The 26,334-nt window shown below is 63.3% G+C and carries 22 protein-coding genes and 1 pseudogene; 8 read left to right on the top strand and 15 right to left on the bottom strand.

The annotated features are described in order from the left end of the window. Positions 1 to 110: 110 nt before the first annotated feature. From NKI63_RS00310 to puuE, 10 genes are all read right to left on the bottom strand, one after another. Positions 111 to 950 carry an alkaline phosphatase family protein gene (locus NKI63_RS00310; RefSeq protein ID WP_352686584.1) on the bottom strand — a complete coding sequence of 280 codons (840 nt, stop codon included), beginning with the start codon at positions 948 to 950 and terminating at the stop codon, positions 111 to 113. A 93-nt stretch (positions 951 to 1,043) separates the two neighbouring features. Further along, positions 1,044 to 2,729 (bottom strand): ABC transporter ATP-binding protein, encoded by a 1,686-nt coding sequence (locus NKI63_RS00305; protein ID WP_352736838.1) that lies wholly within the window; start codon positions 2,727 to 2,729, stop codon positions 1,044 to 1,046. After that, positions 2,729 to 3,556 carry an ABC transporter permease gene (locus NKI63_RS00300; RefSeq protein WP_254816006.1) on the bottom strand — a complete coding sequence of 276 codons (828 nt, stop codon included), beginning with the start codon at positions 3,554 to 3,556 and terminating at the stop codon, positions 2,729 to 2,731. Before NKI63_RS00300 ends, NKI63_RS00305 begins: the two co-directional genes overlap by 1 nt. Before the next feature lie 11 nt (positions 3,557 to 3,567). Then, positions 3,568 to 4,527 carry an ABC transporter permease gene (locus tag NKI63_RS00295; protein WP_352505913.1) on the bottom strand — a complete coding sequence of 320 codons (960 nt, stop codon included), beginning with the start codon at positions 4,525 to 4,527 and terminating at the stop codon, positions 3,568 to 3,570. A 16-nt stretch (positions 4,528 to 4,543) separates the two neighbouring features. Beyond that, positions 4,544 to 6,130, bottom strand: a complete 1,587-nt coding sequence (locus tag NKI63_RS00290; protein WP_254816007.1) for an ABC transporter substrate-binding protein — start codon at positions 6,128 to 6,130, stop codon at positions 4,544 to 4,546. Between the two features lie 155 nt (positions 6,131 to 6,285). Continuing rightward, on the bottom strand, positions 6,286 to 8,268 hold the full coding sequence (locus NKI63_RS00285) for a CocE/NonD family hydrolase (protein ID WP_352686590.1): 1,983 nt from the start codon (positions 8,266 to 8,268) through the stop codon (positions 6,286 to 6,288). A gap of 69 nt (positions 8,269 to 8,337) precedes the next feature. Beyond that, positions 8,338 to 8,931 (bottom strand): nucleoside deaminase, encoded by a 594-nt coding sequence (locus NKI63_RS00280; protein ID WP_352505911.1) that lies wholly within the window; start codon positions 8,929 to 8,931, stop codon positions 8,338 to 8,340. Beyond that, positions 8,931 to 9,434, bottom strand: a complete 504-nt coding sequence (locus NKI63_RS00275; RefSeq protein ID WP_352505910.1) for an ureidoglycolate lyase — start codon at positions 9,432 to 9,434, stop codon at positions 8,931 to 8,933. Before NKI63_RS00275 ends, NKI63_RS00280 begins: the two co-directional genes overlap by 1 nt. After that, positions 9,431 to 10,279: a bifunctional allantoicase/(S)-ureidoglycine aminohydrolase gene (locus tag NKI63_RS00270; RefSeq protein ID WP_502896203.1), complete on the bottom strand. Its 849-nt coding sequence runs from the start codon at positions 10,277 to 10,279 to the stop codon at positions 9,431 to 9,433. Before NKI63_RS00270 ends, NKI63_RS00275 begins: the two co-directional genes overlap by 4 nt. A gap of 63 nt (positions 10,280 to 10,342) precedes the next feature. Next, entirely contained in the window at positions 10,343 to 11,776 is a 1,434-nt protein-coding gene (gene puuE / locus NKI63_RS00265) for an allantoinase PuuE (RefSeq protein ID WP_352505908.1), read from the bottom strand. A gap of 173 nt (positions 11,777 to 11,949) precedes the next feature. On the opposite strand from puuE, the gene uraH reads away from it, so the two are divergent. The 4 genes from uraH (at position 11,950) to xdhC (ending at position 17,201) form a co-directional block, all read left to right on the top strand. Further along, on the top strand, positions 11,950 to 12,324 hold the full coding sequence (gene uraH / locus NKI63_RS00260) for a hydroxyisourate hydrolase (protein ID WP_352505907.1): 375 nt from the start codon (positions 11,950 to 11,952) through the stop codon (positions 12,322 to 12,324). Between the two features lies 1 nt (position 12,325). Further along, positions 12,326 to 13,807 carry a xanthine dehydrogenase small subunit gene (gene xdhA / locus NKI63_RS00255; protein ID WP_352505905.1) on the top strand — a complete coding sequence of 494 codons (1,482 nt, stop codon included), beginning with the start codon at positions 12,326 to 12,328 and terminating at the stop codon, positions 13,805 to 13,807. Further along, positions 13,807 to 16,158, top strand: coding sequence for a xanthine dehydrogenase molybdopterin binding subunit (gene xdhB, locus NKI63_RS00250; RefSeq protein WP_352505904.1), 2,352 nt, complete (start codon positions 13,807 to 13,809; stop codon positions 16,156 to 16,158). Before xdhA ends, xdhB begins: the two co-directional genes overlap by 1 nt. 62 nt (positions 16,159 to 16,220) lie before the next feature. Then, the gene (xdhC, locus tag NKI63_RS00245; RefSeq protein ID WP_352820155.1) at positions 16,221 to 17,201 is read left to right on the top strand and encodes a xanthine dehydrogenase accessory protein XdhC; all 981 of its coding nucleotides are present in this window, start codon (positions 16,221 to 16,223) and stop codon (positions 17,199 to 17,201) included. A gap of 8 nt (positions 17,202 to 17,209) precedes the next feature. Here xdhC and dps read toward each other — a convergent pair. From dps to NKI63_RS00225, 4 genes and pseudogenes are all read right to left on the bottom strand, one after another. Continuing rightward, a pseudogene (dps, locus tag NKI63_RS00240) lies at positions 17,210 to 17,649 on the bottom strand (DNA starvation/stationary phase protection protein Dps). 147 nt (positions 17,650 to 17,796) lie between these two features. Beyond that, the gene (locus NKI63_RS00235; RefSeq protein WP_352505902.1) at positions 17,797 to 19,050 is read right to left on the bottom strand and encodes an LLM class flavin-dependent oxidoreductase; all 1,254 of its coding nucleotides are present in this window, start codon (positions 19,048 to 19,050) and stop codon (positions 17,797 to 17,799) included. Beyond that, positions 19,047 to 20,060 carry an LLM class flavin-dependent oxidoreductase gene (locus NKI63_RS00230; protein WP_352505901.1) on the bottom strand — a complete coding sequence of 338 codons (1,014 nt, stop codon included), beginning with the start codon at positions 20,058 to 20,060 and terminating at the stop codon, positions 19,047 to 19,049. The genes NKI63_RS00235 and NKI63_RS00230 overlap by 4 nt, the downstream gene beginning before the upstream one ends. A gap of 75 nt (positions 20,061 to 20,135) precedes the next feature. After that, complete coding sequence (locus NKI63_RS00225) at positions 20,136 to 21,056, bottom strand: LysR family transcriptional regulator (protein WP_254816018.1); 921 nt, start codon at positions 21,054 to 21,056, stop codon at positions 20,136 to 20,138. Between the two features lie 139 nt (positions 21,057 to 21,195). Between NKI63_RS00225 and NKI63_RS00220 the strand changes: the two genes are divergently transcribed. From NKI63_RS00220 to NKI63_RS00205, 4 genes are all read left to right on the top strand, one after another. Further along, the gene (locus NKI63_RS00220) at positions 21,196 to 22,413 is read left to right on the top strand and encodes a urate hydroxylase PuuD (protein ID WP_352505900.1); all 1,218 of its coding nucleotides are present in this window, start codon (positions 21,196 to 21,198) and stop codon (positions 22,411 to 22,413) included. A 1-nt stretch (position 22,414) separates the two neighbouring features. Continuing rightward, complete coding sequence (guaD, locus tag NKI63_RS00215) at positions 22,415 to 23,728, top strand: guanine deaminase (protein ID WP_352505899.1); 1,314 nt, start codon at positions 22,415 to 22,417, stop codon at positions 23,726 to 23,728. A 74-nt stretch (positions 23,729 to 23,802) separates the two neighbouring features. Then, a complete protein-coding gene (locus NKI63_RS00210; RefSeq protein WP_352505898.1) occupies positions 23,803 to 24,306 on the top strand; it encodes a heme-degrading domain-containing protein in 504 nt (167 codons plus the stop codon). After that, positions 24,303 to 25,568 carry a glycerate kinase type-2 family protein gene (locus NKI63_RS00205; protein WP_352686604.1) on the top strand — a complete coding sequence of 422 codons (1,266 nt, stop codon included), beginning with the start codon at positions 24,303 to 24,305 and terminating at the stop codon, positions 25,566 to 25,568. Before NKI63_RS00210 ends, NKI63_RS00205 begins: the two co-directional genes overlap by 4 nt. A 1-nt stretch (position 25,569) precedes the next feature. Here NKI63_RS00205 and NKI63_RS00200 read toward each other — a convergent pair whose 3' ends face one another. Further along, complete coding sequence (locus NKI63_RS00200; RefSeq protein WP_352686676.1) at positions 25,570 to 26,292, bottom strand: UdgX family uracil-DNA binding protein; 723 nt, start codon at positions 26,290 to 26,292, stop codon at positions 25,570 to 25,572. Positions 26,293 to 26,334: the final 42 nt, after the last annotated feature.

Raw genomic sequence — 26,334 nt, 5'->3', positions numbered from 1 at the left:
TGCCTGCTCTGTCGCTGATCGGCCCAAAAAGGTTCACCGCATCCGCCGGTATATTTGCGGAGGCTAACTGAAGAGCGGGAGCGTCGCCAGAGGGAGAAGAGGGCGCGCGCTCAACTCAGGAACGGCTTTGCCTTCATGGTGACCGGCACCGGCACGCCGAGGCGCGCAAGCACTGTCGGCGCGAGCTGCAGCTGATCGAGCAGCGTATTGGCCTCCGGGCCCTCGCCCGATCCGAAGTAATAAAGTGCGAAATCCTGCATCTCTTCGTCGTGGCCACCGTGATGGCCGCGATCGGTCTGGCCATGATCGGCTGTGACGATCACCTCGTAGCCGGCCTCCCGCCAGCGCGGCAGGAAGCCGGCGAGCATGGCGTCTATTGCATAGACGGCATGATCCATCTCGCGGCAGTCATGGCCGAACCGGTGGCCCATCGAGTCCAGCGTGCAGCTGTGCAGGATGCCGTAGTCGATGCCGTAGCGCCTGGTCAGCAGGGTCAACGTCGCGAACAGGTCGACGTCGCTCGGCGTCATCTGGTTGCTGGCGTTGTAGCCGGTCATGGTGTGGAACCGGCCATGGCTGATCGGCCTGCCCGGCTGGTCGAACTCTATGTCCTCAACCAGGTCGAACGGATAGGCTCGGAAGAATTCGGACCAGTAGGAATGGGTGACCGCACCCGTCTTGCCGCCGGCCCTACTGACTTCGGAAAAAATGTCCGGCTGTTCGACGCGAAACCGGTTCTCGTTGGACAGGATGCCGTGCACTTGAGGCGGCACGCCGGTGTGGATCGAGGCATAGCAGGATGCCGAGGTCGACGGCAGCACGGAGCGCATCTTCCACACGCGCGCGTCGCCGGATTGCACCCAGCCTTCGAGATTGCCCATCAGCCGTCGCCAGTTCCGGTAAGGCACGCCGTCTAGGATGATGAGCAGAAGTTTTGTGTTGAGCGCCAAGGGCGCCTCCATGCGGCTTGATCGGAAAAGTCAGGGCGGGCCTGCCGTTCAATCCACGCCCGGACAGGATCGTCGGGCACAAGGGGCAGCCGGCTAGTTCCCCGCGCTGGCCATGCGCCGTCCCTTGATCGCTTTCTCTAACCAGCCAATCTCCATTTCGGGCACCGACGACAGCAAAAGGTCTGTGTAGGCGTCGAACGGCGGCGTCAGAACCTTGCTCTTGGGGCCGTAGCGCACCACCTCGCCGCGATACATCACCGCGATCGAATCGGCGATCGACTTCACTGTTGCGAGATCATGAGTGATGAACAGATAAGCGACGTTTTCCTCTTTCTGCAGCTCGAGCAACAGCTCCAGTATGCCGTGGGCCACCAACGGGTCGAGCGCCGATGTCACCTCGTCGCAGATGATGAGCTTCGGCTTGGCGGCGAGCGAACGAGCGATGCAGACGCGCTGCTTCTGGCCGCCCGAAAGCTCGGCCGGATAGCGGTCGACATAGCCTTTACCCATTTCGATCTTGTCGAGCAGTTCGGCGACCCGTTTGTCGCGCTCGCGCCCGCGCATCCCAAAATAGAATTCCAGCGGCCGGCCGATGATGGTGCCGACCGTCTGGCGCGGATTCATCGCGACATCGGCCATCTGATAGATCATCTGCAACTGGCGCAGATCCTCCTTCGGCCGGTCGGCAAGCCGGTTGGCGAGCGGCCGTCCGTCGAAGGTGACGGTGCCTTGTTCGGGCGGCAGGAGGCCGGTGATGGCGCGCGCCAGCGTCGATTTGCCGGAGCCGGACTCGCCGACCACCGCCAGCGTCTGGCCCGGGAAAATATCGACCGAGACGTTCTTCAGCACCTTGATGTGGCTGCGGCCATAGGCGGCGGTGATGTTCTTGACCGACAGGAACGGGCTCGGGCCGGGCTTCTGCTCCTGATGTTCGATCTCATGCACCGAAACCAGCGCGTTGGTGTATTCCTGGCGCGGCTCCTTGATGATCTGGCGCGTGCCGCCCCATTCGACCAGCCGGCCGTGGCGCAGCACCATGATCTCGTCCGAGACCTGGGCGACGACGGCAAGGTCATGGGTGATGTAGAGTGCCGCCACATGCGTGTCGCGGATGGCATCCTTGATCGCCGCTAACACGTCGATCTGCGTCGTCACGTCGAGCGCCGTGGTCGGCTCGTCGAAGACGATCAGGTCGGGTTCCGAGCACAGCGCCATTGCCGTCATCACGCGCTGCAGCTGACCGCCCGACACCTGGTGGGGGAAGCGCTCGCCGATGCTTTCGGGGTTCGGCAGGCTGAGCTTCTTGAACAGCGCCACGGCGCGCTTTTCGGCTTCGGCCCGCGTCGCCGTACCGTGCAGGAGTGCTGCCTCGACCACCTGGTCCATCAGCCTGTGCGCCGGATTGAAGGCCGCTGCCGCCGATTGCGCGACATAGCAGACCTCGCGGCCGCGCAATTTGCGGAACCCTTCGTTGCCGCCCTTCAGGATGTCGCGGCCATTGAGGATGACCTCGCCGCCGGTGATGCGCACGCCGCCGCGGCCGTAACCCATCGACGACAGGCCGATGGTCGATTTGCCGGCGCCGGACTCGCCGATCAATCCGAGCACCTTGCCCTTTTCGAGCGTCAGCGAGACATCGTGCACCAGCACGATGTTCTTCGGCGCCTCGCCCGGCGGATATACCGTGGCCTCGATGCGCAGATTGCGGATGTCGAGCAGCACGCCGGACTTCGGTTGCCCGGGCTTCGGTTGCCCGGGCTTCGGTTGCTTGTCGGCCATTACCCGCGTCCTCCCTTCAGGCTTGTCGTGCGGTTGAGCACCCAGTCGGCGACGAGATTGACGGAAATTGCCAGCGCTGCGATCGCCGCCGCCGGAATGAGGGCGGCGCCTATGCCGAAGACGATGCCATCCTTGTTTTCCTTGACCATGCCGCCCCAATCGGCGTCCGGCGGCTGCACGCCAAGACCGAGGAAGGACAGCGTCGACAGGAACAGCACGGCATAGATGAAGCGCAGGCCGAGTTCCGAAACCAGCGGCGACAGCGCGTTGGGCAGGATTTCGCGAAAGATGATCCAGCCGCTGCCTTCGCCGCGCAATTTGGCCGCCTCGACGTAATCCATGACGTTGATGTCAACGGCGACCGCCCTCGACAGGCGGTAGACGCGGGTCGAGTCGAGAACGCCCATGACCAGGATCAGCGTCACCAGATTGGATGGCAGCACCGACAGCACGACAAGGGCCATGATCAGCGTCGGGATCGACATTAGGAGATCGACGAGACGCGACAGCAGCGTGTCGAACCAGCCACCGAAAACCGCTGCCGAGAAGCCGAGGATGGCGCCGAGCGAGAACGACAGCGCCGTCGCCAGCACCGCGATGAACAGAGTGATGCGGGCGCCATAGATCATGCGCGACAACAGATCGCGGCCGAGATTGTCGGTGCCCAGCCAATGCGCCGCCGACATTGGCTCCCAAGGGACGTCGCTGACGATCTCGGCATTGCCGTGCGGCGCGATCCACGGCGCAAAGATCGCCGCCAACACAAACAGCGCCGTCAACACCAGTCCGACCAGCGCCGGGATGGGAATGCGTTTGATGACGAGCATACCCGACCCCCTCATTTCGGATGTCTGAGGCGCGGATTGGCGACGATTGCCGCAATGTCCGCGATGATGTTCAGGCTGATGTAGACGGCGGCGAAGATCAGCCCGACCGCCTGCACCACAGGCACGTCACGCTTGGTGACGTGGTCGACCAAGTATTGCCCCATACCCGGATAGACGAAGATCACTTCGACGACGACGACGCCGACGATCAGATAGGCAAGGTTGAGCATGACGACGTTGATGATCGGCGCAATCGCATTGGGGAAGGCATGCCTGCGGATAACCGCGAAGGCCGAAAGCCCCTTGAGCTCCGCCGTCTCGACATAGGCCGACTGCATGACGTTGAGGATCGCAGCGCGCGTCATGCGCATCATATGGGCGAGCACCACCAGGGTCAGCGCCGCCGCCGGCAGTGCTATGGCCTGGATGCGTTCGCCGAACGGCATCCCCTCATAGACGGTGGAAATGGCGGGAAACCATTGATGTTGCACTGCGAAGAAAAAGACGAGCACATAGCCGACGAAGAATTCCGGGAAGGACGTCGAGGCCAGCGCCAGTCCCGAGATCAGCTTGTCGACCCAGCCATTGCGGTAACGCACCGCGATCAGCCCGAGGATGATCGCCAGCGGCACCGCGACGATCGCCGCCCAGAAGGCGAGGAACAGCGTGTTCCACAGCCTTCCCTTGATCGAGGTTGCGATATCCTGACCGCTCGACATAGCCGTGCCGAGATCACCGGTCAGGATGCCGCCGAGCCAGCGAAAATAACGGATGTAGGCGGGATCATTGAGGCCGAGCTGCTCGCGCAGATTGGCGAGCGACTCCGGTGTTGCCGACTGCCCGAGAATGGCTTGCGCGACGTCGCCGGGCAGGATCTGGGTGCCGGCGAAGATCAGGACCGAAACGGCCAATAGAAGGATGATGCCCAGCGCAATGCGCTGGGCCACCAGTTTCACGATGGGTGAGGACATATCCGCAAGGCCGGGCTCAGGCTTCGAGCCAGCACTTCGCCAGAGCATATCCGTTCATCAACTCCTGATGCGGATCATCCACCCAGCCGGCAACCTTGGCGCCCGTCGCGTCGATGAACTGATTGAACATCGGCAGAATCAGGCCGCCCTCGTCGCGCACCATCACAGCCATGTCGTGGTACATTGCCTTGCGCTTGGCCTCGTCAAGCTCGGCGCGAGCCGCCAGCACCATCTTGTCGAAATCCGGACGCTTGAACCGTGTGTCGTTCCAGTCGGCCGTCGACAGATAGGCGGTAGAGTACATCTGGTCCTGCGTCGACCGGCCACCCCAGTAGGAGGCGCAGAACGGCTGCTTGTTCCAGACTTCCGACCAGTAGCCGTCGCCCGGTTCGCGCTTGATCTCCAGCTTGATGCCGGCCTTGGCCGCGCTTTGCTGGAACAGCTGTGCGGCATCGACGGCACCGGGGAAGGCGACATCCGACGTCCGGAGCAGGACGGCACCGTCATGGCCCGACTTCTTGTAGTGGAACTTGGCCTTGTCGGGATCGTATTTGCGCTGCTCGATCTCGGTGAATAGCGGGTACGATGCATTGATCGGGAAGTCGTTGCCGAGCGAGCCATAGCCACGCAGCACCTTGTTCAGCATTTCCTCGCGGTCGATCGCCAGCTTCAACGCCATGCGCAAGTCGTTGTTGTCGAACGGCGCGGTGTCGCAGTGCATGATGAAAACGTAGTGGCCCGGTCCCGAATGGTTGCGGATGGTGACGCCGGGCACACGCTTGATCAGATCGACGATCTTCGGCTCGACGCGGTTGATCATGTGGACCTGGCCGCCCTGCAGCGCCGCCGTACGCGCCGTGGCGTCGTTGATGACGATGATCTCGATCTGGTCGGCATGGCCCATCTTGTCGCCCTGCCAGTAATTGGCGAAGCGCTCGCCGCCATGGCGCACGCCGGGCTCGTTGGTGGTGACCTTGTAAGGACCCGCCGAGATACCGGCATCGGCCTTATCCTTGCCGCCGTTCGGCTGGATGATCAGGTGATAGTCGCTAAGCAGATAGGGAAGATCGGCATTCGGCTCCTTCAGCGTCAGCACCACTTCCTTGCCGCTGGCCTTTATGCTCTCGATGCCTTTCATATAACCGAGCGCGCCGGACTTCGACTTCTCGTCCGAATGGCGTTCGAGGGTGGCGGCCACGTCCTCTGCGGTCACCTTCTTGCCGTTGTGGAACTCGACGCCATCGCGGATCTTCAGCGTCCAGGTCTTGGCGTCGTCCGACGAGCCGATCTCCTCGGCAATGCGGTTCTCGAGCTTGCCTTCAGGAGACAGTTCGACGATCAGTTCGCCCCACATCTTGCCGAAGGCGAACGGCACCTGCGTCATGAACAGCGCCGGATCGAGACTGTTGGTGGACTCGCCACCGACCAGGCCGGCCTTCAGCGTGCCGCCCTTGACCGGACCCGCCGCGCGGGAAGCGCTGGATAGCAGCGAATTGGCGAAGGTTGCGGTGACGCCAAGCGCAGCTGCCCGGCCGAGAAAATCGCGACGGCTCAGCTTGCCGGACGCAACGCGCCGGCTCAGATATTCCAGTTCGTTCGACATGTTAAGTTCCTCACTCTGTTGGTCCGACCTTATGGTCGTTTTTTCTCATTTCGATCGGGAGAATAATGACCGTAAGGGAAAGCGGTAAGCAAGACCGAATGCGACATGCCGTGGCGTAAATCGTGCGTCGCAATTGGACCAATCGCTATAAGCGCTCAAAGCAGTACGCGCGGGATTTTCTCCTTGAAGTTGCGCTCGAAGACCAGTTTCTCGCCTTCATAGGCTTCAATTCTGGCGCTAACCATGAAGCTTTGCGCGTCGGAGCGCATTTCGGCGAACGTTTCGGTGCGCATCGACCATTCATTTCGCGACAGCGTCTGGGTCCAATGCGTCTTGCCCGACGCTGACAGCGGATTGTCGGGATGGATCGCCCATGTCTCTCTGGCGATGCTCCCGTGGGTGAGGCCATGCTCCAGGTCGCGCACTTCGCCGAAATCGTCGACGATGGAAAGCGTGATCAGTCCGGTCTTTTCGTCGCGATCGACATGACGTTCGGAATTGGCGGGCCGAAGTGTCTCCGTTGCCCAGGGCGTCGCGCCTTCGGGGGCGGGGAAGGTGACCTCATCGCCCGTCGCCGGCGGGCGCAGCGGCAGCATCAATGTCGCGGCCGACAATTCGAGCCGGACCGGCTCCGGCGACGGCCAGATCATCGGCCAATAGCTGTTGGAGATGGCAACGCGCAAGCGGTGGCCGGCCGGCGCCCGATAGGCGCATTGGTCGAGCACCACCCGGGCGCTGACGGTTTCGCCGGGCACCAGCGCTTCGGGAAATTCGTGCGAGTTGCGATGCGTAAGGTTAAGCACGCCGTACGAGATCAGCTCCGACGCTCCGTCCGGGTGGACGTCGCACAGCCGAACCGCGATGTTCGCCTGGCGCCGGTCCGACGAGACTCTGACCAAAACTTCGGGAGCACCGACAATGTCGATCGCTTCGGTCAGCACCGGCTGGTCGAAACACACCGACAGCGCGTCGTCGGGGCGCTGGTCACCCGGCAGTTCCGGGCCGAAGGTGAAGGGGAAATATTCGCCGCCGGCAAGGCCGCAGTTTTGCGGCGACGCGACGATAGCGTGATTGCCTTCAGCGATAAGCTCAACCTCTTGCGTCCGGATGTTGGGTGACGGCCATTCCGATTCAGCGACCCAGCGGCCCGGCCGCGCGGGATGCCAGCGCGCCGGACGCACGCTGTCCATGAGATAGGCGCGGTAGGCGGGGTCGGCCTCGACGCCGGTGTCGATGTCCTTGAGCCAGCGGTCCCACCAGCGCAAGGCCTCCTGCAGGAAGCCGATGCGCGGTTCGGGCGCGGCGTAATGCGGGTATTTGTGGATCCACGGGCCGACGATGCCCTTGACCGGTGCCTCGATATTGGCGGCGAGATGGGAAATCGTATTGCGATAGCCGTCATGCCAGCCGCCGATCGACAGCACCGCGGCATGGATGGCGGAATAGTCCTCGCAGATCGAGCCGCGCTTCCAATAGGCATCGCGATATTGGTGCTTCAGCCACAGCGGTGCCAGAAAGGGCTGGTTCTCCAGCCTGGTCAGCCACAGGTCGCGCCATCTGTTGTCGCCGGCCAGCAACGGATCCGGCGGCCTTGACGAATAGGACAGCATGGTCGAGGCCCAGCCGAAATTCTCGATCAGCAGGCAGCCGCCCTTGTAGTGGATGTCGTCGGCATAGCGGTCGACCGTCGAACAGAGACTGATGACCGCCTTCAGCGCTGGCGGCTGCTTAGACGCCACCTGCAGGCAGTTGAAGCCGCCCCACGAAATGCCCATCATGCCGACATTGCCGTTGCACCAGGGCTGGTCCGCCGCCCAGGCGATGACGTCGCAAGCGTCCTGCAATTCCTGCTCGGAATATTCGTCGTCCATCAGCCCTTCGGAATCGCCATTGCCGCGCATGTCGACGCGGATCGAGGCGTAGCCATGGCCGGCAAAATAGGGATGCGTCAGCTGATCACGATAGATCGTGCCGTCGCGCTTGCGATAGGGCAGGTGTTCGAGGATTGCCGGCACCGGATCGTCGGCGGCATCGGCCGGCATCCACACCCGCGCCGACAGCCGGCAGCCGTCCGGCATGATGATCCCCATGTCGGGAAATTCAACGACCTTGCGCGGGAATTCAGTGACGGTTTTCATGCGGCCACATGATGGAGCCGCTGCCGATGCGTCGTGGGCCAGCCAACGAATTCGGCTGGTCAATCCGCGTCAACTCAGCGGAATGTCGTTGTCGGCCTTGCTAGCCTGGTAGGCGCCGGACAGTTCGTCGTAGCGTGCGGAGATTTTGCCGATCCGCGTCTCCAGTCGCAGGCGTTCGGTCTCAGGCAGCGATCGCACCAATTTGCGGATCGAAAAGCTCCTCCAGTAGGCATTCTCGGCATTGTAGCCGCCGGGATCGAGGGTGAAGACCTCCTTCAGGATCTTCAGATCGTGCGGGATGTCGAAGCTGTCGCGCGAATCCTCATGGCTGAAAAGATAGTAGAAATTGTCGAAGCCGGTCCAGGTGATCGCCGACAGGCAGAGCGAGCAGGGTTCGTGCGTGGCAAGAAAGATCGCGTTCTTGGTATCGACGCGTTCGGCCTTAGGCATTTCGTAGAAGCGCTTCAGGCAGTGCATCTCGCCGTGCCAGAGCGGATTTTCGATCTCGTTGTTGGTTTCGGCAAGCACCAGCGAACGGTCGTCCTTGCGCAGGATCGCCGCGCCGAACAGTTTGTTGCCGTGCGCGACGCCTTCGACGGTCTTCGGCACGATGTCGTGCTCGATGACATCGAGCAGGCGATCGATCAGCGAACTGTCGGTCATCACCGGCTCCCGTCGGGAAGATGGATTTCGTAAGGATGCGAGAAATGACACTCTTCGAGATTGGAGCCGTCGCCGCCGCGGTCGACGACCACAAAATCCTGGACGTCGCCGATCGGCGTCAGCACGCCGTGCCACAGATTGCGCGGGTAGTTGACGCCTTGCCCGGGCGCGGTGATGAAGGCGTGCGGCTCGCCAGGTCCTTCCTCGCCATCATGGCAGACGACGACCAGGAACGGCCGTGGTGACAGCGGGATGAAGGCCTGGCTGCCGAACGGATGGCGCTCCACCATTGTCAGCTTCAACGGCAGTTCATAGGGCGTGCCACGCACCATGGAGATCAGCACGCGCGCATTCGGCCCTCGTGCTTCCGCGGTGGCGAGGTCGTGGTAGCGCTCGGCCTTGCCGCCATTGATCGGATAATGGTTGTCGCTGCCCATATCGATGACGTCGCCGAATTCGGCGAAGGTCTCGCGGGTCAGCGGCCGGGCGACGATTCGGGTCATGGCGCGCGCCTCGCGACGCCGGCGCCGCCAAGCTTGGCATGCCGGTTGACGTCCTTGTAAAGCAGGTAGCGGAATTTTCCGGGGCCGCCGGCATAGCAGGCCTGCGGGCAGAAGGCGCGCAGCCACATATAGTCGCCGGCCTCGACCTCGACCCAGTCCTGGTTGAGGCGGTAGACCGCCTTGCCTTCCAGCACGTAGAGCCCGTGCTCCATCACATGAGTCTCGGCGAAGGGAATGACCGCACCAGGCTCGAGCGTGACGATGGTGACATGCATGTCGTGGCGCATGTCGGCCGGATCGACGAAGCGCGTCGTCGCCCATCGGCCTTCGGTACCCGGCATCGGCGTCGGCGCGATGTCCTGTTCGTTGGCGAAGAACGCTTGCGGCTGGTCGATGCCGTCGACTGCGTCATAAGTCTTGCGGATCCAGTGGAAGCGGACGGCGGCACCGCTTTCATTGCGCACCGTCCATCCGCTCGCCGGCGGCAGGAAGGCAAAGCCGCCCGGCCTTAAGCTATGTTTCTTGCCGGCAAGCGAAACGCATAGCTCGCCTTCGACCACGAACAGCGCACCTTCGGCGGCGGCGTCAAGCTCAGGGCGGTCGCTGCCGCCGCCGGGCGCGAGCTCGACGATGTATTGCGAAAACGTCTCGGCAAAACCCGACAGCGGCCGAGACAGCACCCAGATCCGTGTCCCATCCCAGAACGGCAAAGCGCTGGTGACGATGTCCTGCATCACGCCTTTGGGGATCACGGCATAGGCCTGTGTGAACACAGCGCGGCCGGTCAGCAATTCACTCTGGCCGGGATGTCCGCCTTGCGGCGCATAATAGGTTCGCTCGGCCATTTTCATCATATCCATAAATTCAAGCCTGTTGCGGAAGCCAGGGCCTATCGCGGCAGCCAAGGCCTATTGCGGAAGCATGTCCTTGAGACGAAGCAGCGCGATGCGCTCGACCTGTCTGCAGGCGGTTTCGAATTCGACGTCGTGGCTGTTGCCGATACGCGCTTCGAACTCGGCCAGGATCTCCGCCTTGGTCCTGCCTTTCACCGCGATGATGAAGGGGAAACCGAAACTGGTGACGTAGGCGGCATTGAGTTTTGCGAACAGCTCGCGCTCCTTCTCGGTCAGCGCGTCGAGCCCTGCCGAAGCTTGCTCCTTGGCCGATTCGTCCGTCAACCTTCTGGCCTGCGCCAGTTTTCCGGCAAGATCGGGGTGGGCATTGAGCACGGAAAGCCGCTCGGCCTCGCTTGCTGCGCGAAACACGCGGCAGAGCGCATTGTGCAGGCCGCCGGCACTGTCATGGGCCGGGCCGAGCTCCAGCCCATAAGCGCGCTCGGCAACCCACGGCGAATGCTCGAACACGCCGCCGAATGTGTGGACGAAGGCCTCGAATTCCATTTTCGACGGGCGCAGCGCCGGCAACCGGAACGGATGCGTCTCCTGCCAATGTTTTGCAATGTCGATGCGCCGTGCCAGCCAGACCTTGTCGTGCGATTTGACGTAGTCGATGAAGCGCTTCAGTGCCGCGACCCGGCCCGGCCGCCCAACCAGGCGGCAGTGCAGGCCGATATTCATCATGCGCCGCCGCCCTGCCTTGCCCTCGGCATAGAGCGTATCGAAACTATCCCTGAGATAGGCAAAGAACTGGTCGCCCGAATTGAAGCCCTGCGGCGTGGCAAAGCGCATGTCGTTGGCGTCGAGCGTGTAGGGGATGATCAGCTGCGGCTTCGCCGACCCGTCCGGTGTCACATGCTCGAACCAGTAGGGCAGTTCGTCGTCATATGTGTCCGACACATAGTCGAAGCCGCCCTCTTCCGCCGCCAGCCGCACCGTGTTGATCGAGGTGCGGCCGGTGTACCAGCCGGTCGGCCGCGCCCCTGTGACCTCATAATGCAGCCGGATCGCCGCCTCCATGTCGCGACGCTCGTCTTCCGGGGTATGGTCGCGGTAGTCGATCCATTTCAGCCCGTGCGAAGCGATCTCCCACCCGGCCTCCTGCATCGCCGCAACCTGGTCGGGCGAACGCGCCAGGGCCGTGGCCACGCCATAGCAGGTGATCGGCACCTGTGCCTCGCTGAACAGGCGCAGCAATCGCCAGAAGCCGGCTCGGGCGCCGTATTCGTAGATCGATTCCATATTCCAGTGGCGCTGGCCGGGCCAGGGCGCGGCGCCGACGATCTCCGACAGGAAAGCCTCCGAAGCCTTGTCGCCGTGCAGGACGCAATTCTCGCCGCCCTCTTCGTAATTGACGACGAACTGCACCGCGACATGCGCCCCGCCGGGCCATTTCGGATCCGGCGGATTGGCTCCGTAGCCGCGCATGTCTCGTTCGTAACGCATTCTCGCTCCTGCCGGAAATTGTGATCAGGATAGTCGAAAGGAGTGCCTGCGCATTCCCCCGAAATTTTTGAAAGTGTTTTTGTCGCGCTCCGCTCGACCGGGACTTATGCATCGCCTTTAATTGGCGCACAATTCATGAATAGTGTTCGACCGTTCAGGGAATGGAGCAGCCAGTGGCGGAAACGTCGAAAGCCGAAGGCGGGCGCTTGACGACCCATGTCCTCGACACAGCGGCCGGCAAACCGGCGGCCGGTCTGTCGATCGAGCTCTATCATCTTGACGGGCAGGCCCGGACGCATCTGAAAACGGTTGTCACCAATGATGACGGCCGCTGCGATGCTCCACTGCTTGCCGGCGCGGAATTCCGCACCGGCCAATACGAGCTGGTCTTTGCGGCCGGCGATTATCTGCGCGGGCAAGGGACAAAACTGGCGGAACCGGCCTTCCTCGACCATGTGCCGATCCGCTTCGGTATGGCCGAGCCGATGCACTATCATGTGCCGCTGCTTCTGTCGCCGTACGGCTATTCGACCTACCGGGGAAGCTGAGATGGCCGGGATCAAGACACGCAACGAAATCCGCTTCATCCTCAATGGCGAGGACGTCGCGCTCGGCACGGTTGCACCCGACCAGACCCTGCTCGACTGGCTGCGGCTCGACCGCTCGCTGCGCGGCACCAAGGAAGGCTGCGCCGAGGGCGACTGCGGCGCCTGCACGGTGCTGGTCGGCAGGCTCTCGGCCGGCAGACTGGTCTATGAAAGCGTCAATGCCTGCATCCGCTTCCTTGGCTCGCTGGACGGCACGCATGTCGTGACCGTCGAGCATCTGCGCGGCGGCGCAGGAAAGCTGCACCCCGTGCAGCAGGCGATGGTCGATTTTCACGGCTCGCAATGCGGCTTCTGCACGCCGGGTTTCATCATGTCGCTTTATGCGCTGTGGATGCGGTCGCCGGAGCCGTCGGACGCGCCAATAGAAAAGGCGCTGCAAGGCAATCTCTGCCGCTGCACCGGCTACGAGGCGATCATGCGCGCCGCACGTGCCATCTCCAGCTACGGCACGGCGGCAAAGGATCCGTTGGCGGTGGAGCGCAAGGCAGTCACGGCCAAGCTCGAAGCGATGAAGGACGGTTCGCGCATCGAGATCGGCTCCGGCAACAAGCGGCTGATCGTGCCGGCCGATGCCGACGATCTGGCCAGCGTGCTGATCAAGGAGCCGGGCGCCACCATCGTCGCGGGTTCGACCGATGTCGGCCTTTGGGTGACCAAGCACATGCGCGATATTGCGCCGGCGATTTTCATCGGCAATCTCGATGGTCTGTGCGGGATTTCCGAGGACAAGGGCGTCATCTCGATCGGCGCCGGTGTCACCTATAGCGAGGCCTTCTCGACGCTGGCGAAACGCATCCCGGCGCTGGGCCCGCTGTTCGATCGCATCGGCGGCGATCAGGTGCGCAACATGGGCACCATCGGCGGCAATATCGCCAACGGTTCGCCGATCGGCGACACGCCGCCGCCGCTGATCGCACTCGGTGCCCGCCTGACGCTGCGCCGCGGCGACAAGCGGCGGACGATCCCGCTGGAGGATTTCTTCATCGCTTATGGCCGACAGGACCGGCAGCCCGGCGAATTCGTCGAGGCCGTGCATGTCCCGGTGCCGGCCGGCGAGACGAAATTTGCAGTCTACAAGATCACCAAGCGCCGCGACGAAGACATCACAGCAGCGCTGGGCGCGTTTTTCCTGAAGCTCGCCGAGGATGGCACGGTGGCGGATGTGCGCATCGCCTATGGCGGCATGGCGGCAACGCCGAAGCGCGCCTTTGGCGTCGAAAAGGCATTGCTGGGCAGGCCCTGGACGGAAGCGACGGTCGAGGCGGCGATGGCCGCGTACGCCGGCGATTTCACCCCGCTGACCGACATGCGGGCAAGCGCCGAATACCGGGCGCTGGCGGCACGCAACCTGCTGCTGCGCTTCTTTGCCGAAACCACCGGCACCCGGGCGCCGATCCAGGTATCACGGCACGAGGCGGCATGATGAACAAGCACGCCACGCCAAACCTGAAGGCGCAAAAAATCGCCGGCGGCGTCGCCACTGACCAGCGCCATGATTCCGCGCACAAGCATGTCAGTGGCACGGCCGTTTACATCGACGACATGCCGGAACCGGCCGGCACGCTGCACGGCTGCCTTGGGCTTTCGACGGCGACGCATGCCACCATCACCAGCATGGATCTTTCGGCGGTACGCGCCGCACCCGGCGTCGTCGATGTGCTGACCGCGAGCGACGTGCCAGGCGAGAACGACATTTCGCCGACCGGCCGTCACGACGAGCCGGTGCTGGCCGACGGCAAGGTGCAATTTTTCGGTCAGCCGATCTTCTGTGTCATCGCTGAAACCCGCGAGCAGGCGCGCCGCGCGACAAGGCTGGCCAAGGTCGAATACGAGGAATTGCCGTTCGTCGCCGATATCGGCGAGCTCAATCCCGGGAAAGACAAGCTGGTCACGCCGCCGCTGACGCTGAAGCGCGGTGACGCAGCGGCTGCGATCAATGCGGCGCCGCGCCGGCTGAAGGGAAAAATGCGCATTGGCGGCCAGGAGCATTTCTATCTCGAAGGCCATATCGCCTTGGCCATCCCTGGCGAGGACCACGACGTCACCATCTATTCCTCGACCCAGCACCCGAGCGAAATCCAGCACATGGTCAGCCATGCGCTCGGTGTTCCGAGCCACGCGGTGACGGTGGAAATCCGCCGGATGGGCGGCGCTTTCGGCGGTAAGGAAACGCAAGGCAATCAGTTTGCGGCATTGGCCGCTATCGCCGCGAAGAAACATCATCGGGCCGTAAAAATCCGGCCCGACCGCGACGACGACATGATCGCCACCGGCAAACGCCACGATTTCCTCGTCGACTACGAGGTCGGCTTCGACGATGAGGGCAATATTCTGGGCGTAGATTTCGTGTTCGCGGCGCGCTGCGGCTTCTCGGCCGACCTCTCCGGCCCGGTCACCGACCGCGCGCTGTTCCATTGCGACAACACGTATTTCTGGCCGGCGGTGCACGCGCAGTCGGCGCCGCTCTACACCAATACGGTATCCAACACCGCCTTTCGCGGCTTCGGCGGCCCGCAAGGCATGGTCGGCGCCGAGCGCGTCATCGACGAAGTCGCGTTTGCCGTCGGCAAGGACCCGCTCGAAATCCGCAAGAAGAATTTCTACGGCACCTCAGACCGCAACATCACGCCCTACCACCAGACGGTCGAGGACAACATCATCCACCGCATAGTCGCCGAGCTGGAGGCGAGTTCCAACTATGCGAGGCGCCGCCGCACTATCGATGCTTTCAATGCCAACAGCCGCTTCATCAAGCGCGGACTGGCGCTGACGCCGGTCAAGTTCGGCATCTCGTTCACCGCCACCCATTACAACCAGGCCGGCGCGCTGGTGCATGTCTATACCGATGGTTCGGTGCATCTGAACCACGGCGGCACCGAGATGGGGCAGGGCCTCTATGTCAAGGTGGCGCAGGTTGTGGCGGAAGAGTTCCAGATCGACCTCGATCAGGTCAAGATCACCGCGACGACGACCGGCAAGGTGCCGAATACCTCGGCCACCGCCGCGTCTTCCGGCTCCGATCTCAACGGCATGGCGGCGCAGAATGCCGCCCGCCAGATCAAGGACCGGTTGACCAATTTTGCCGTCGAGAGATACCAGGTGCCGCGCGACCAGGTGCTGTTCCTGCCCAACCGCGTGCGCATCGGCAACCAGGAGATCGCCTTCGCCGATCTCGTCAGGCAGGCCTATATGGCGCGCATCCAGCTTTCGGCGGCGGGTTTCTACAAGACGCCGAAAATCCATTGGGACCGCGACAAGGGCGAGGGCCGTCCCTTCTACTATTTCGCCTATGGCGCCGCGTGCTCGGAAGTCTCTGTCGACACGCTGACCGGCGAATATATCGTCGAGCGCACCGACATTCTGCACGAAACCGGCCGCTCGCTGAACCGCGCCATCGACCTCGGCCAGATCGAGGGCGGCTTCGTCCAGGGCATGGGCTGGCTTACAACGGAGGAACTGTGGTGGGACGACAAGGGGCGGCTGCGCACCCATGCGCCATCGACCTACAAGATCCCGCTCGCGTCGGACCGGCCGAAGATCTTTAATGTGACTTTGGCCGACTGGGCGCAAGCAGGCGAGCCGACGGTGTACCGCTCCAAGGCGGTCGGCGAGCCGCCCTTTCCGCTCGCAATGTCGGTGCTGCATGCGCTGTCGGACGCAGTGGCGAGCGTTGCCGGCCACAAGATCTGCCCACGCCTCGACCCGCCGGCCACGCCGGAGCGTGTGCTGATGGCGATCGAACGGCTGAAGCGGGAAGCCAGGACCGGCACTTGAATCCCGGAAACGTGCAATTCAGGCCGAAAAACTCTATATTTCCCGATAGGGAACACGAAATTATGAACGCGAAAGTGCAGAGCCTGAAAGCCTTTCTTGCCGGCGCCCGCCGGGTCGCCTTAGTTGAGGTGGCCGGGACAAAAGGTTCGACGCCGCGCGAGACGGGTGCCTTCATGCTCGTCTCAGGATCGGCCACTTTCGGCACGATCGGCGGCGGCCAGCTCGAATACATGGCGATCGACAAAGCGCGGCAGATGCTTTTCTCCCCCCTTGAGGGGGAGATGGCCGCGGAGCGGCCAGAGGGGGTCGTCTCAGAAGGCACCGCCGGTGCGTCGAGCACTGCCGCAGCGACCCCACCCGGCGGCTTCGCCGCCACCCTCCCCTCAAGGGGGAGGGATACCCTCGACATCGCGCTCGGCCCGGAGATCGGGCAGTGCTGCGGCGGCAGGGTCGAGCTGCTGATCCAGCTGGTCGACCCCGCGCTTGAAGCCAAGCTGGTTGCGGCGGCGGAAGCCGAGGAAGCGCAGCTACCGCATGTCTACATCCTCGGCGGCGGCCATGTCGGCCAAGCGCTGGCCTCGGCGATGGCCTTGCTGCCGGTGCATATCGTCGCTGTCGAGACACGAGCCGAGGCGCTCAAAGGCATGCCGGAAGCAGTCGAAACCAAGCTGACGCCGATGCCTGAGGCGATGGTGCGCGAAGCCCCGGCTGGATCGGCCTTCGTCGTCCTCACCCATGACCACGCGCTGGACTTCCTGATCGTCGCCGAGGCTCTGAAACGCCGGGATGCCGCCTATGTCGGCATGATCGGCTCCAGAACCAAGAAGGCGACGCTCCGGAACTGGTTCCTGAAATCGGCGGAAGGAAGCGAGGCGGAATTTGCCCGCCTCGTCTCGCCGATCGGCGGCGATGCCGTTAAGGACAAGCGCCCGCAGGTGATCGCCGCACTCGCCGTAGCCGAGATTATGACGGCGTTGGCCGGCCATGCGGCGGCACCGTCCGCTCAATCCAAAGCCCCTCACCGCAAGGCGATGGCCGGCTGACGTTTTGGCTATTCCTTCTCCTGCGTGTGCGCCTCAAGGAACCACAGCAATTTGTCGAGCGAGCGTGAATAGGCGGTGAAGATGTCGGCGGTGTCGGCATCGCCCGCGCCAGCCGCCTCGTCGATCGCCGCGCGTGCCCGCTTGGCGGTTGCGGCATAGCGGTCGATCAGCGCCGCCAGATGATCCCGGGTCTTGTGGATGTCGGTCGGATAGGCCTCGAGCATAGTCGCCTTCGACACCTCTTGCGATGTGCCGAGCGCCGTCCCGCCGAGTTGTACGGCGCGCTCGGCAATGGGATGGCGATGAATTGCGGTCCCTTGACGTTCCAGTGCGCCTGCTTGGTGATCAAGGCCAGATCGATGGCGTCGGCAAGGCGGGCATTGAGAAGATCGATACACTCTTTCTTGGCATTGGATTGCAGGTCGTTGCGGGTGGCGATGGCATCCATGATCGGCTCCTGTGGCGGTTGCGTCCGCTTGGTTTGAAAAAGGGCGAAGTTTGTGGAAGGTCAATCGAACATGCGCGCAGACGCCCTCATCGCCGCGCGGCACAGCATGCCAAAACGGCGATCTCCGACTTTCGTTCCGCTCGTCGTTTACGCCGGCCTTTTCAAGCCCAGATGGTCGCGCAGCGTGCTGCCTTCATAATCCGTACGGAACAGCCCGCGCCGCTGCAGCTCCGGCACGACTAGTGTGGCAAAGGCATCGAGTTGGCCGGGAAAATAGGATGGCATGACGTTGAAACCGTCTGCCGCGCCGCCCTCGAAGCGTGCCTCGAGCTCGTCGGCGATCTGGGCGGGCGTTCCGACGACCCGCCAATGGCCGCGCGCGCCGGCGAAATGACGGGCAAGCTGGCGAATGGACAGCTTGTCGCGGCGTGATTGCTCGATGACGAGCGCCTGCCGGCTCTGCATGCCTTCGCTGGCCGGCAGTTCGGGCAGCGGTCCGTCGATGGGATAGCGCGCGAGATCGGATATGCTGAGATAGCTGGAAAGCAGCGCGACACCGACATCGTCCGGTATCAGCTCCTGCAGCTCATCATGTTTTGCCCGGGCTTCCGCTTCGCTTGCCGCGACGACCGGCGCGACGCCGGGCATGATCTTGACGTCCTCCGGCTCGCGCCCATGGGCAGCCAGCCGTCCCTTGAGGTCGTCGTAGAAGGCCTTTGCCTCCTCGAATGTTTGCGCCGCAGTGAACACCACATCGGCGGTCCGGGCGGCGAGATCGCGGCCCTCATCCGACGCTCCCGCCTGGACCATAACCGGTGCACCTTGTGGCGAGCGCGGCAGATCGAGCGGGTCACGCGCCGAAAAACTTCTGCCTTCGTGTCCACCCTGGCCTTGCCAAAGGCCAGCAACCACGGCAGCGAATTCGCGCGCGCGTTCGTAGCGGTCCGCATGTGGGCGCAGTCCGGTCGAGCCGAAATTGGCGGCCTCGATCTGGCTGGCCGAAGTGACAAGGTTCCAGCCGGCTCGGCCGCCGCTCAGATGGTCGAGCGACAGGAAGGTTCGCGCAAGCCCGTAAGGCTCGTTATAGCTCGTCGACGCCGTTGAGACGAGGCCGATGCGCTCCGTCTGCACCGCGAGCGCCGCAAGCAGGCTGATCGGCTCGAAGCCGATCGAGCGCGACGTTTGGCTGGCGATGTTGACATTGGCTTCGCGCACGCCGGCGGCGTCCTCGCAGAAGATCATGTCGAACTTTGCCGCTTCCGCCGTCCGCGCCAGCTGGATGTAATGATGGATGTCGATACCGGCCGTGACATGCGCTTGCGGATGGCGCCAGGCGGCGATGTGGTGGCCTGTCGCCCACAGGAAGGCGCCGAGCTTCATCTGGCCCCGAGGGGCGCTCATTGCCGATCCTCCCCTGCAAGCCCGAGATGGGCGCGCAGTGTCGTCGTGCTGTAGCCGGACCGGACAAGGCCGCGGCGGCGAAGCTCCGGCAGCACGAGACCGACGAAATCGTCGAGCGCCGATGTGAACGGCATGGCGACGTTGAAACCGTCGCAGGCTTTCGAGCGAAAGCACTCTTCGAGCCTGTCCGCAAACCGGTCCGGCGCGGCGGTTATTTCGGCGCTGCCGGTAACGTTCATCAGCACTTTCAGCGCCTCCGGCCTGCGCCCGAAAGTAAGCGCACGGCGCTTCAGATCGCCCGACTTGGCCGGCTCGATCGATGGCTCATCCAGCAGGACGACATCGGCGGTGCGGGCGGCGATATCCATGGCGGGTTCGGACAGGCCGGACATGACCAGCACCGGCGTGTCCTGCGGCGACCGCGCCACGTTGAGCGGCCCGCGCACGGAAAAATATTCGCCCTTGTGGTCGAGAAGGTGCATCTTCTCGGGATCGAAGAAGCGGCCGCCAACTTTGTCGAACAGCAGCGCGTCTGCGTCCCAGCCTTTCCATAAACCTTGCACGATGCCGATGAATTCCTCTGCGCGCAGGCGGAGATCGTCGCCGAAAAACCCTTCCGGCCGGCTGAAATTGGCCGCCTCGCGCGGGTCGGGCGTCATGCTCGCGTTCCAGCCGGCGCGACCATGGCTGATAATATCGAGCGAGGCGAAACGACGCGCGAGATTGTAGGGCTGGTGGGCGACCGTCGACGCTGCCGCGACGAGGCCGATCCTGCTTGTCACCGTAGCCAGCGCTGCCAGCAAGGTCGTCGCTTCGAAGCGCATTTGCCGGTTCGGCCCACTTGCAACCGGCGCGGAATCGCCGCGCAACACCATGTCCAGGCCGGCCGCTTCGGCTTCTTGCACGAACCGCGCCAGCAGACTGAAGTCCGGGCCGGCGCCGGGCGGATGGGAAGGGGCGGCTTCCGGAGACAGTGAAACGGCGAGACACATTGTGGCGCCGTCGGCCATCGCTTTTCCCTGTTGAGCGAGATTCCTTGGGAATTATCTCGTCGGCCGGACGGAAAGCAACCGGCCAGCCGGCGATCATTTGCCGGCCAGAATATCCCGGATCAGCCGCTGGCAGCGCTCGGCCATGAAATCGAGCAGCAGCCGCACCTTCGGATCCTGCAGCTTTTTGTGTGGATAGACGGCGGCAAACTGCACCGGCGTCGGCGGCGTGTTGCTCAGGATCACCTTCAGCCGCTGGTCGCGGATAAACGGCTCGACCTCGAAGCGCGGTTTGTTGATGATGCCGCGGCCGGACAGCGCCCAGCCGGTCAGCACGTCGCCATCATCGGTATCGTAGGGGCCGTGCACCTCGAACTTTTGCGGCCCGTTCGGCGTCTGCAGCGTCCAGACATATTCGCGCGCGCCGGAATAGCGCAGCATCAGGCAATCGTGCTTCTTGCCGATCAGTTCCTGCGGCTCTCTCGGTTCGCCGCGCGCCTCCAGATATTGTGGGGCCGCCACCAGCACGCGCTCGCATTCCATAATGCCGCGCATTCTCAGGCTGGAATCCTCGATGATGCCCAGCCGGAACGCAACGTCGATGCCTTCTTTCATGATGTCGACATTGTGGTCGGAAAGCCGGAGCCGCACCTCGATATCGGGGTACCTGTCGTGGAAATCCGGAATGCCCGATGCCACCAGCCGCCGCCCGAGGCCGAGCGGAGCTGTCACCTTTATCGTGCCGCGCGGCTGGCCGGATAACGCGCTGACTGCCGCTTCCGCCTCGGTGACCGCATCCAGTACCTGCTTGGCGCCGGAGTAGAACACCGTGCCGTGCTCGGTCGGCATCAATTGCCGCGTTGTGCGGTTGAACAGCCTGACCCCAAGATGCTTCTCGAGCTCCTTGATCCGGTTGGAAGCGACCGCCGGCGAAATGCGCATGTCGCGCCCAGCCGCCGACAAATTGCCGAGCTCGACGACACGGACGAAAACGGCGATGTTATCGAGATAGGCCATGCGGCTTTCGTGGCTCTCATGTAGCTGCGTATGATCAGCCTAGTATTTTCCAATTTTTTTTGAAAGTCATCGTGCGTCTCGGCCCTTTCCGTTTGCGCTCCAACCCGTAAAGTCAGCCGATCGGCAGGGACGATTTTTCATGATGGATTTCGCGATATTCTGGGATTGGCTGAGTTTCGCCGTGCGCTGGCTGCACGTCGTCACCGGTATCGCCTGGATTGGATCGTCCTTTTATTTCGTCGCGCTCGACCTCGGGCTGCGCCAGCGTCCGGGCATGCCTGCCGGAGCCTTCGGCGAGGAATGGCAGGTGCATGGCGGCGGCTTCTACCACGTGCAGAAATACCTGGTGGCGCCGGCCGAAATGCCCGAGCACCTGACCTGGTTCAAATGGGAATCCTACGCCACCTGGCTGTCGGGCTTCGCCATGCTGTGCATCGTCTACTATGCCGGGGCGGACCTGTTCCTGATCGATCCGAATGTGCTTGCCATGTCGGTGCCTGCAGGCATCTTGCTGTCGCTGGCGACGATCGGCGTCGGCTGGGTGGTTTACGATCTCTTGTGCCGTTCGCCGCTTGGCAACAGCGACACCGGCCTGATGCTGGTGCTCTACGGCGTGCTGGTGTTCATCGCCTGGGGCCTGACCCACCTGTTCACCGGCCGCGCCGCTTTCCTGCATCTCGGCGCCATCACCGCGACGATCATGTCGGCCAACGTTTTCATGGTCATCATCCCCAACCAGAAGATCGTCGTCGCCGACCTGATCGCCGGCCGTAAGCCCGATCCGAAATACGGCAAGATCGCCAAACAGCGCTCGCTGCACAACAACTACCTGACGCTGCCGGTTTTGTTCCTGATGCTGTCGAACCATTATCCGCTGGCGTTCGGCACAGAGTTCAACTGGGTCATTGCCTCGCTGGTGTTCATCATCGGCGTGCTGATCCGGCACTATTTCAACACCAGGCATGCGCGCAAAGGCAATCCGACCTGGACCTGGCTGGCCGCCGCCGTCCTGTTCGTCGTCATCATCTGGCTGTCGACGGCACCGAAGCTGCTGACCGGCGAGGTCAAAACGTCCTCGGCGGCACAGGTCTACGTCGCCTCGGCGCATTTTCCCGCCGTGCGTGATACGGTGCTTGGCCGCTGTTCGATGTGCCATGCGGCGGAGCCGTCCTACGAGGGCATTTACCACGCGCCTAAGGGCGTGATGCTCGATACCGATGCCGGCATCGCCGAGCACGCCGGCGAGATCTACCTGCAGGCCGGACGCAGCCACGCCATGCCGCCCGCCAACGTCACCCAGATCACCGACAAGGAACGGGCACTGCTGGTAGCCTGGTTCGAAGGCGCGGGGAAATAGCATGACCAGCACGCTCCTGCGCGGCCGCACGCTGTCGTTTTTGCGCTGGCCAGAAACTATCGACGACCATTCCGCCTGGCGCTACGAGCAAGATGGCGGCCTGCTGATGCGCGACGGAAGGATCGTTGCCGCTGGCGCCTATGCCGAAGTCGAGAAAAAGGCGGGCGAGGGAACAAAAAAGATCGACCATAGGCCACATCTGCTGCTGCCCGGGTTCATCGATGCGCATGCACATTTTCCGCAGATGCAGGTCATCGCTTCCTTCGGCGCCGAGCTGCTCGACTGGCTGAACACCTACACCTTTCCGGAAGAGGCCAAATTCCAGAACGCCCAGCATGGCCGCCGTATCGCCAGGCTGTTCCTGGATGAAGTGTTGCGCCACGGCACGACGACTGTCGCAGCCTATTGCTCGGTGCACAAGGAATCTGCCGAAGCGTTCTTTGCCGAGTCGCATGACCGCAACATGCTCAACATCGCCGGCAAGGTGATGATGGACCGCAACGCGCCGGAAGGCGTGCTCGACACGCCGCAATCGGGTTATGACGACAGCAAGGCGTTGATCGAGGAATGGCACGGCAAGGGGCGCCAGCACTATGCCATCACCCCGCGCTTCGCCATCACCTCGTCGCCCGAGCAATTGGAGATGGCGGGCGCGCTCTGCCGCGAATATCCTGATCTGCACATGCAGACGCATTTGTCGGAAAACCATGCCGAGATCGCCTTCACGCAGCAGCTTCATCCGCAGGCGCGCGACTATACCGATGTCTATGAGCATTACGGGCTGCTCGGCCGCAGAAGCATGTTCGGCCATTGCATCCATCTCTCGGAACGCGAGGCGGACGCGCTTTCCGATAGCGGCTCGGTGGCGGTGTTCTGCCCGACCTCCAACCTGTTTCTCGGCTCGGGCCTTTTCGATTATCAGCGCTTTCGCCGCCGCGAGAAGCCGCTTCGCATCGCCGCCGCCACCGATGTCGGCGGTGGCACCAACTATTCGATGCTGCGCACCATGGACGAGGGCTACAAGGTGATCGCGCTGAACGGCGAGAAGCTCAATCCGTTCCAGTCGTTCTGGCAATTGACCCGCGGCAATGCCGAGGCGCTGTCGCTTGCGGAAAAGATCGGCACCCTGGAGGAAGGCAGCGACGCAGATATCGTCGTGCTCGACGCCCGCGCCACGCCGGCGATGCGGCTGCGGGTGGAGACGGCGGACACGCTCGCCGAGGAATTGTTTCTGCTGCAGACGCTCGGCGACGACCGCGCCGTGCGCGAGGTCTATGTCGCCGGCCGCGCGGCCAAGACGGACATGGCGGTTTAGCTGTCGCATGCGACCGGCTTGACCGTGCGGCAGCCATCCTGCAAAGCGTGCGGCGAAGTTGACAGGGGAACGACATGGCCGTTGCGGACGACATCGCTCTGATCACGAAACAGGAAGCCACGCTTGTCTTTTCGGCCTTCGATGAAGCCGTAGCTTTCGAGATCGGCTCGGCGATCCGCGACCGGGCTCTCAAGGAAAACCTGCCGATCATCGTCGATATCAGAACCTTCGACCGGCCGCTGTTCTATGCGGCAATGCCCGGCTCGAACGCTTCCAATCCGGATTGGGCGCGGCGCAAGATCAACGTGGTGCGGCGGTTCCTGAAAAGCACCTACCGCATGGTGCTGGAGCAGCAGCGCCCCGACCGCAGCTTCAAGCCAGGCGAGGGATTGGATACTGCCGACTACGTGCTGGCCGGCGGCGGCTTTCCCATCTCTGTCAAGGGCGCCGGCGTCATTGGCGTGATCGCCGTCTCCGGCCTGCCGGAGCGTGAGGACCATGGCGTGGTCGTCGATGCGCTGTGTGAGCATCTCCGCATCGACGCGCGCGAGCTGGCATTGCCGGCGGAAGCAAAATGACAGAGGTAGACCCCAAATCCTTTCTCATTTCGATCTTCAACGCCGCCGTTGCCGCCGCCGATCCCCAGAGGACGATCAAGGATCATCTGCCGGCAAGGCCCAAGGGCCGCACGATCGTCATCGGTGCAGGAAAAGGCTCGGCGCAGATGGCGGCGGCTTTCGAGAAGGTGTGGGACGGGCCGATCGAAGGGCTGGTCGTCACCCGCTACGGCTATGGCGCGGCCTGCCGGCGCATCGAGATCATCGAGGCGGCGCATCCGGTGCCGGATGCCGCGGGGCTCGCAGCTTCCCGGCGGCTGCTCGAAAAAGTCCAGGGACTGACTGCGGACGACCTCGTCGTGGCGCTCATTTCGGGCGGCGGCTCGGCGCTGCTGCCGTCACCTGCCGAAGGCCTGACGCTGGCCGACGAGATCGCCGTCAGCGAGGCGCTGCTCGCCTCCGGCGCGCCGATCGCCGCGATGAACACCATCCGCAAACATCTTTCCACGATCAAGGGCGGCAGGCTGGCGGCCGCCGCATATCCGGCCAAGGTGGTCTCGCTGGTTGTTTCTGACATTCCGGGCGACGATCCGGCTCTGGTCGCTTCTGGTCCGACCGTACCGGATATAGGCAGTCGTAAGGACGCATTGGCGTCGATCGCTGCCTATGGCATGAACCTGCCGGCTTCGGTCATGGCGCATATCAATTCGCCGGCGGCCGATGCGCCACGACCGGACGACCCGCGTTTTATCCGCAACGAGGTGCATCTGATCGCTTCCGCCGGCGTCTCGCTGGAAGCCGCAGCGGCCGAAGCGAAGCGCCAAGGCATTCAGGCGATCATTCTCTCCGATTCCATCGAGGGCGAAGCGCGTGAGGTCGGCGGCGTCCACGCCGCGATCGCGCGCGAAGTGGCGACGCGCAACCGGCCGTTTGCAAAGCCGGTTCTGATCCTGTCCGGCGGCGAGACAACGGTGACCTTGCGCGCGAAAGGCAAAGGCGGCCGCAACTCGGAATTCCTGCTCGCCTTCGCCATTGGCATCAGCGGCATGGTCGGCGTGCACGCACTGGCCGCCGACACCGACGGCATAGACGGTTCGGAAGACAATGCCGGCGCCTTCGCCGACGGCTCGACGGTGTCGCGGATGCGTAAGGCGGGCGTCGATGCCAAGGCCATGCTTGCCGGCAACAACGCCTGGACGGCATTCAATGCCGTAGACGACCTTTTCGTATCCGGTCCGACCGGCACAAACGTCAACGATTTCCGGGCGATATTGATCAAATAGCTCAGGCGGCCATCAGCTTTTTCACCGCTCTCATATCCTGCAGGAACCGGTCGCGTTCTGCCTGCTTATCCGCCGGCTCGCGAATGCGCAGGATGAAGGACGGGTGGATGGTGACGAAGACACGCAAGCCATCGTCGCGCTCCACCACCGCCCCGCGCATCTTCATGATCGGCACCACCTTGCCGAGCAGCGCCTGCGCCGCCGTCGCGCCGAGCGCTACCGCCAGATTGGGCTTGATCAGATCGATCTCCTTGTCGAGCCACCAGCGGCAAGCCTGCACCTCGCCGGCATTGGGCTTCGAGTGGATGCGCCGCTTGCCGCGCGGCTCGAACTTGAAATGCTTGACCGCGTTGGTGACGTAGACTTTCAGCCGATCGACGCCCGCATCGTCCAGGATCGCGTCGAACACCTTGCCGGCCGGACCGACGAAAGGCTTGCCCGCCAGATCCTCCTGGTCGCCCGGCTGTTCGCCGACGAAGATCACCTTGGCTATATCAGGGCCTTCACCGAACACCGTCTGCGTGGCGTCGTGCCATAGCGGACAGCGGCGGCAGATCTTGGCCGTTTCGCGCAGTTCAGGAATCGTTCTGGCGTCGATTTCTGTCGTTTCCGGAGACTTGCTTGGAGGCAAGCTTCTTGCCTGCACCTTGGCATCGTGCGGCGTCGGGGTTGGCTGCATCCTGGCGATCATGACTAAGGCGGCCTTGTTCGCTCCTGCAATCAGACACGCAATGAGCAAAGCCCGCCGAAGGTTCCGCTGAAATTA

The organism is Mesorhizobium sp. M0410, from assembly GCF_040321435.1.
In the GTDB taxonomy this organism is placed as follows: Bacteria; Pseudomonadota; Alphaproteobacteria; order Rhizobiales; family Rhizobiaceae; genus Mesorhizobium.
This window is presented reverse-complemented; position numbering and strand designations above follow the sequence as displayed.

Coding starts and splice junctions, on each gene's coding strand:
- NKI63_RS00270 (WP_502896203.1), bottom strand. CDS start 10,279: ATGGCCGAGCGAACCTATTATGCGCCGCAAGGCGGACATCCCGGCCAG.
- NKI63_RS00290 (WP_254816007.1), bottom strand. CDS start 6,130: ATGTCGAACGAACTGGAATATCTGAGCCGGCGCGTTGCGTCCGGCAAG.
- xdhC (WP_352820155.1), top strand. CDS start 16,221: ATGAACGCGAAAGTGCAGAGCCTGAAAGCCTTTCTTGCCGGCGCCCGC.
- xdhB (WP_352505904.1), top strand. CDS start 13,807: ATGAACAAGCACGCCACGCCAAACCTGAAGGCGCAAAAAATCGCCGGC.
- NKI63_RS00285 (WP_352686590.1), bottom strand. CDS start 8,268: ATGAAAACCGTCACTGAATTCCCGCGCAAGGTCGTTGAATTTCCCGAC.
- NKI63_RS00280 (WP_352505911.1), bottom strand. CDS start 8,931: ATGACCGACAGTTCGCTGATCGATCGCCTGCTCGATGTCATCGAGCAC.
- NKI63_RS00295 (WP_352505913.1), bottom strand. CDS start 4,527: ATGTCCTCACCCATCGTGAAACTGGTGGCCCAGCGCATTGCGCTGGGC.
- NKI63_RS00230 (WP_352505901.1), bottom strand. CDS start 20,060: ATGGCCGACGGCGCCACAATGTGTCTCGCCGTTTCACTGTCTCCGGAA.
- NKI63_RS00305 (WP_352736838.1), bottom strand. CDS start 2,729: ATGGCCGACAAGCAACCGAAGCCCGGGCAACCGAAGCCCGGGCAACCG.
- NKI63_RS00220 (WP_352505900.1), top strand. CDS start 21,196: ATGATGGATTTCGCGATATTCTGGGATTGGCTGAGTTTCGCCGTGCGC.
- guaD (WP_352505899.1), top strand. CDS start 22,415: ATGACCAGCACGCTCCTGCGCGGCCGCACGCTGTCGTTTTTGCGCTGG.
- xdhA (WP_352505905.1), top strand. CDS start 12,326: ATGGCCGGGATCAAGACACGCAACGAAATCCGCTTCATCCTCAATGGC.
- NKI63_RS00235 (WP_352505902.1), bottom strand. CDS start 19,050: ATGAGCGCCCCTCGGGGCCAGATGAAGCTCGGCGCCTTCCTGTGGGCG.
- NKI63_RS00210 (WP_352505898.1), top strand. CDS start 23,803: ATGGCCGTTGCGGACGACATCGCTCTGATCACGAAACAGGAAGCCACG.
- NKI63_RS00225 (WP_254816018.1), bottom strand. CDS start 21,056: ATGGCCTATCTCGATAACATCGCCGTTTTCGTCCGTGTCGTCGAGCTC.
- NKI63_RS00300 (WP_254816006.1), bottom strand. CDS start 3,556: ATGCTCGTCATCAAACGCATTCCCATCCCGGCGCTGGTCGGACTGGTG.
- puuE (WP_352505908.1), bottom strand. CDS start 11,776: ATGCGTTACGAACGAGACATGCGCGGCTACGGAGCCAATCCGCCGGAT.
- NKI63_RS00205 (WP_352686604.1), top strand. CDS start 24,303: ATGACAGAGGTAGACCCCAAATCCTTTCTCATTTCGATCTTCAACGCC.
- NKI63_RS00275 (WP_352505910.1), bottom strand. CDS start 9,434: ATGACCCGAATCGTCGCCCGGCCGCTGACCCGCGAGACCTTCGCCGAA.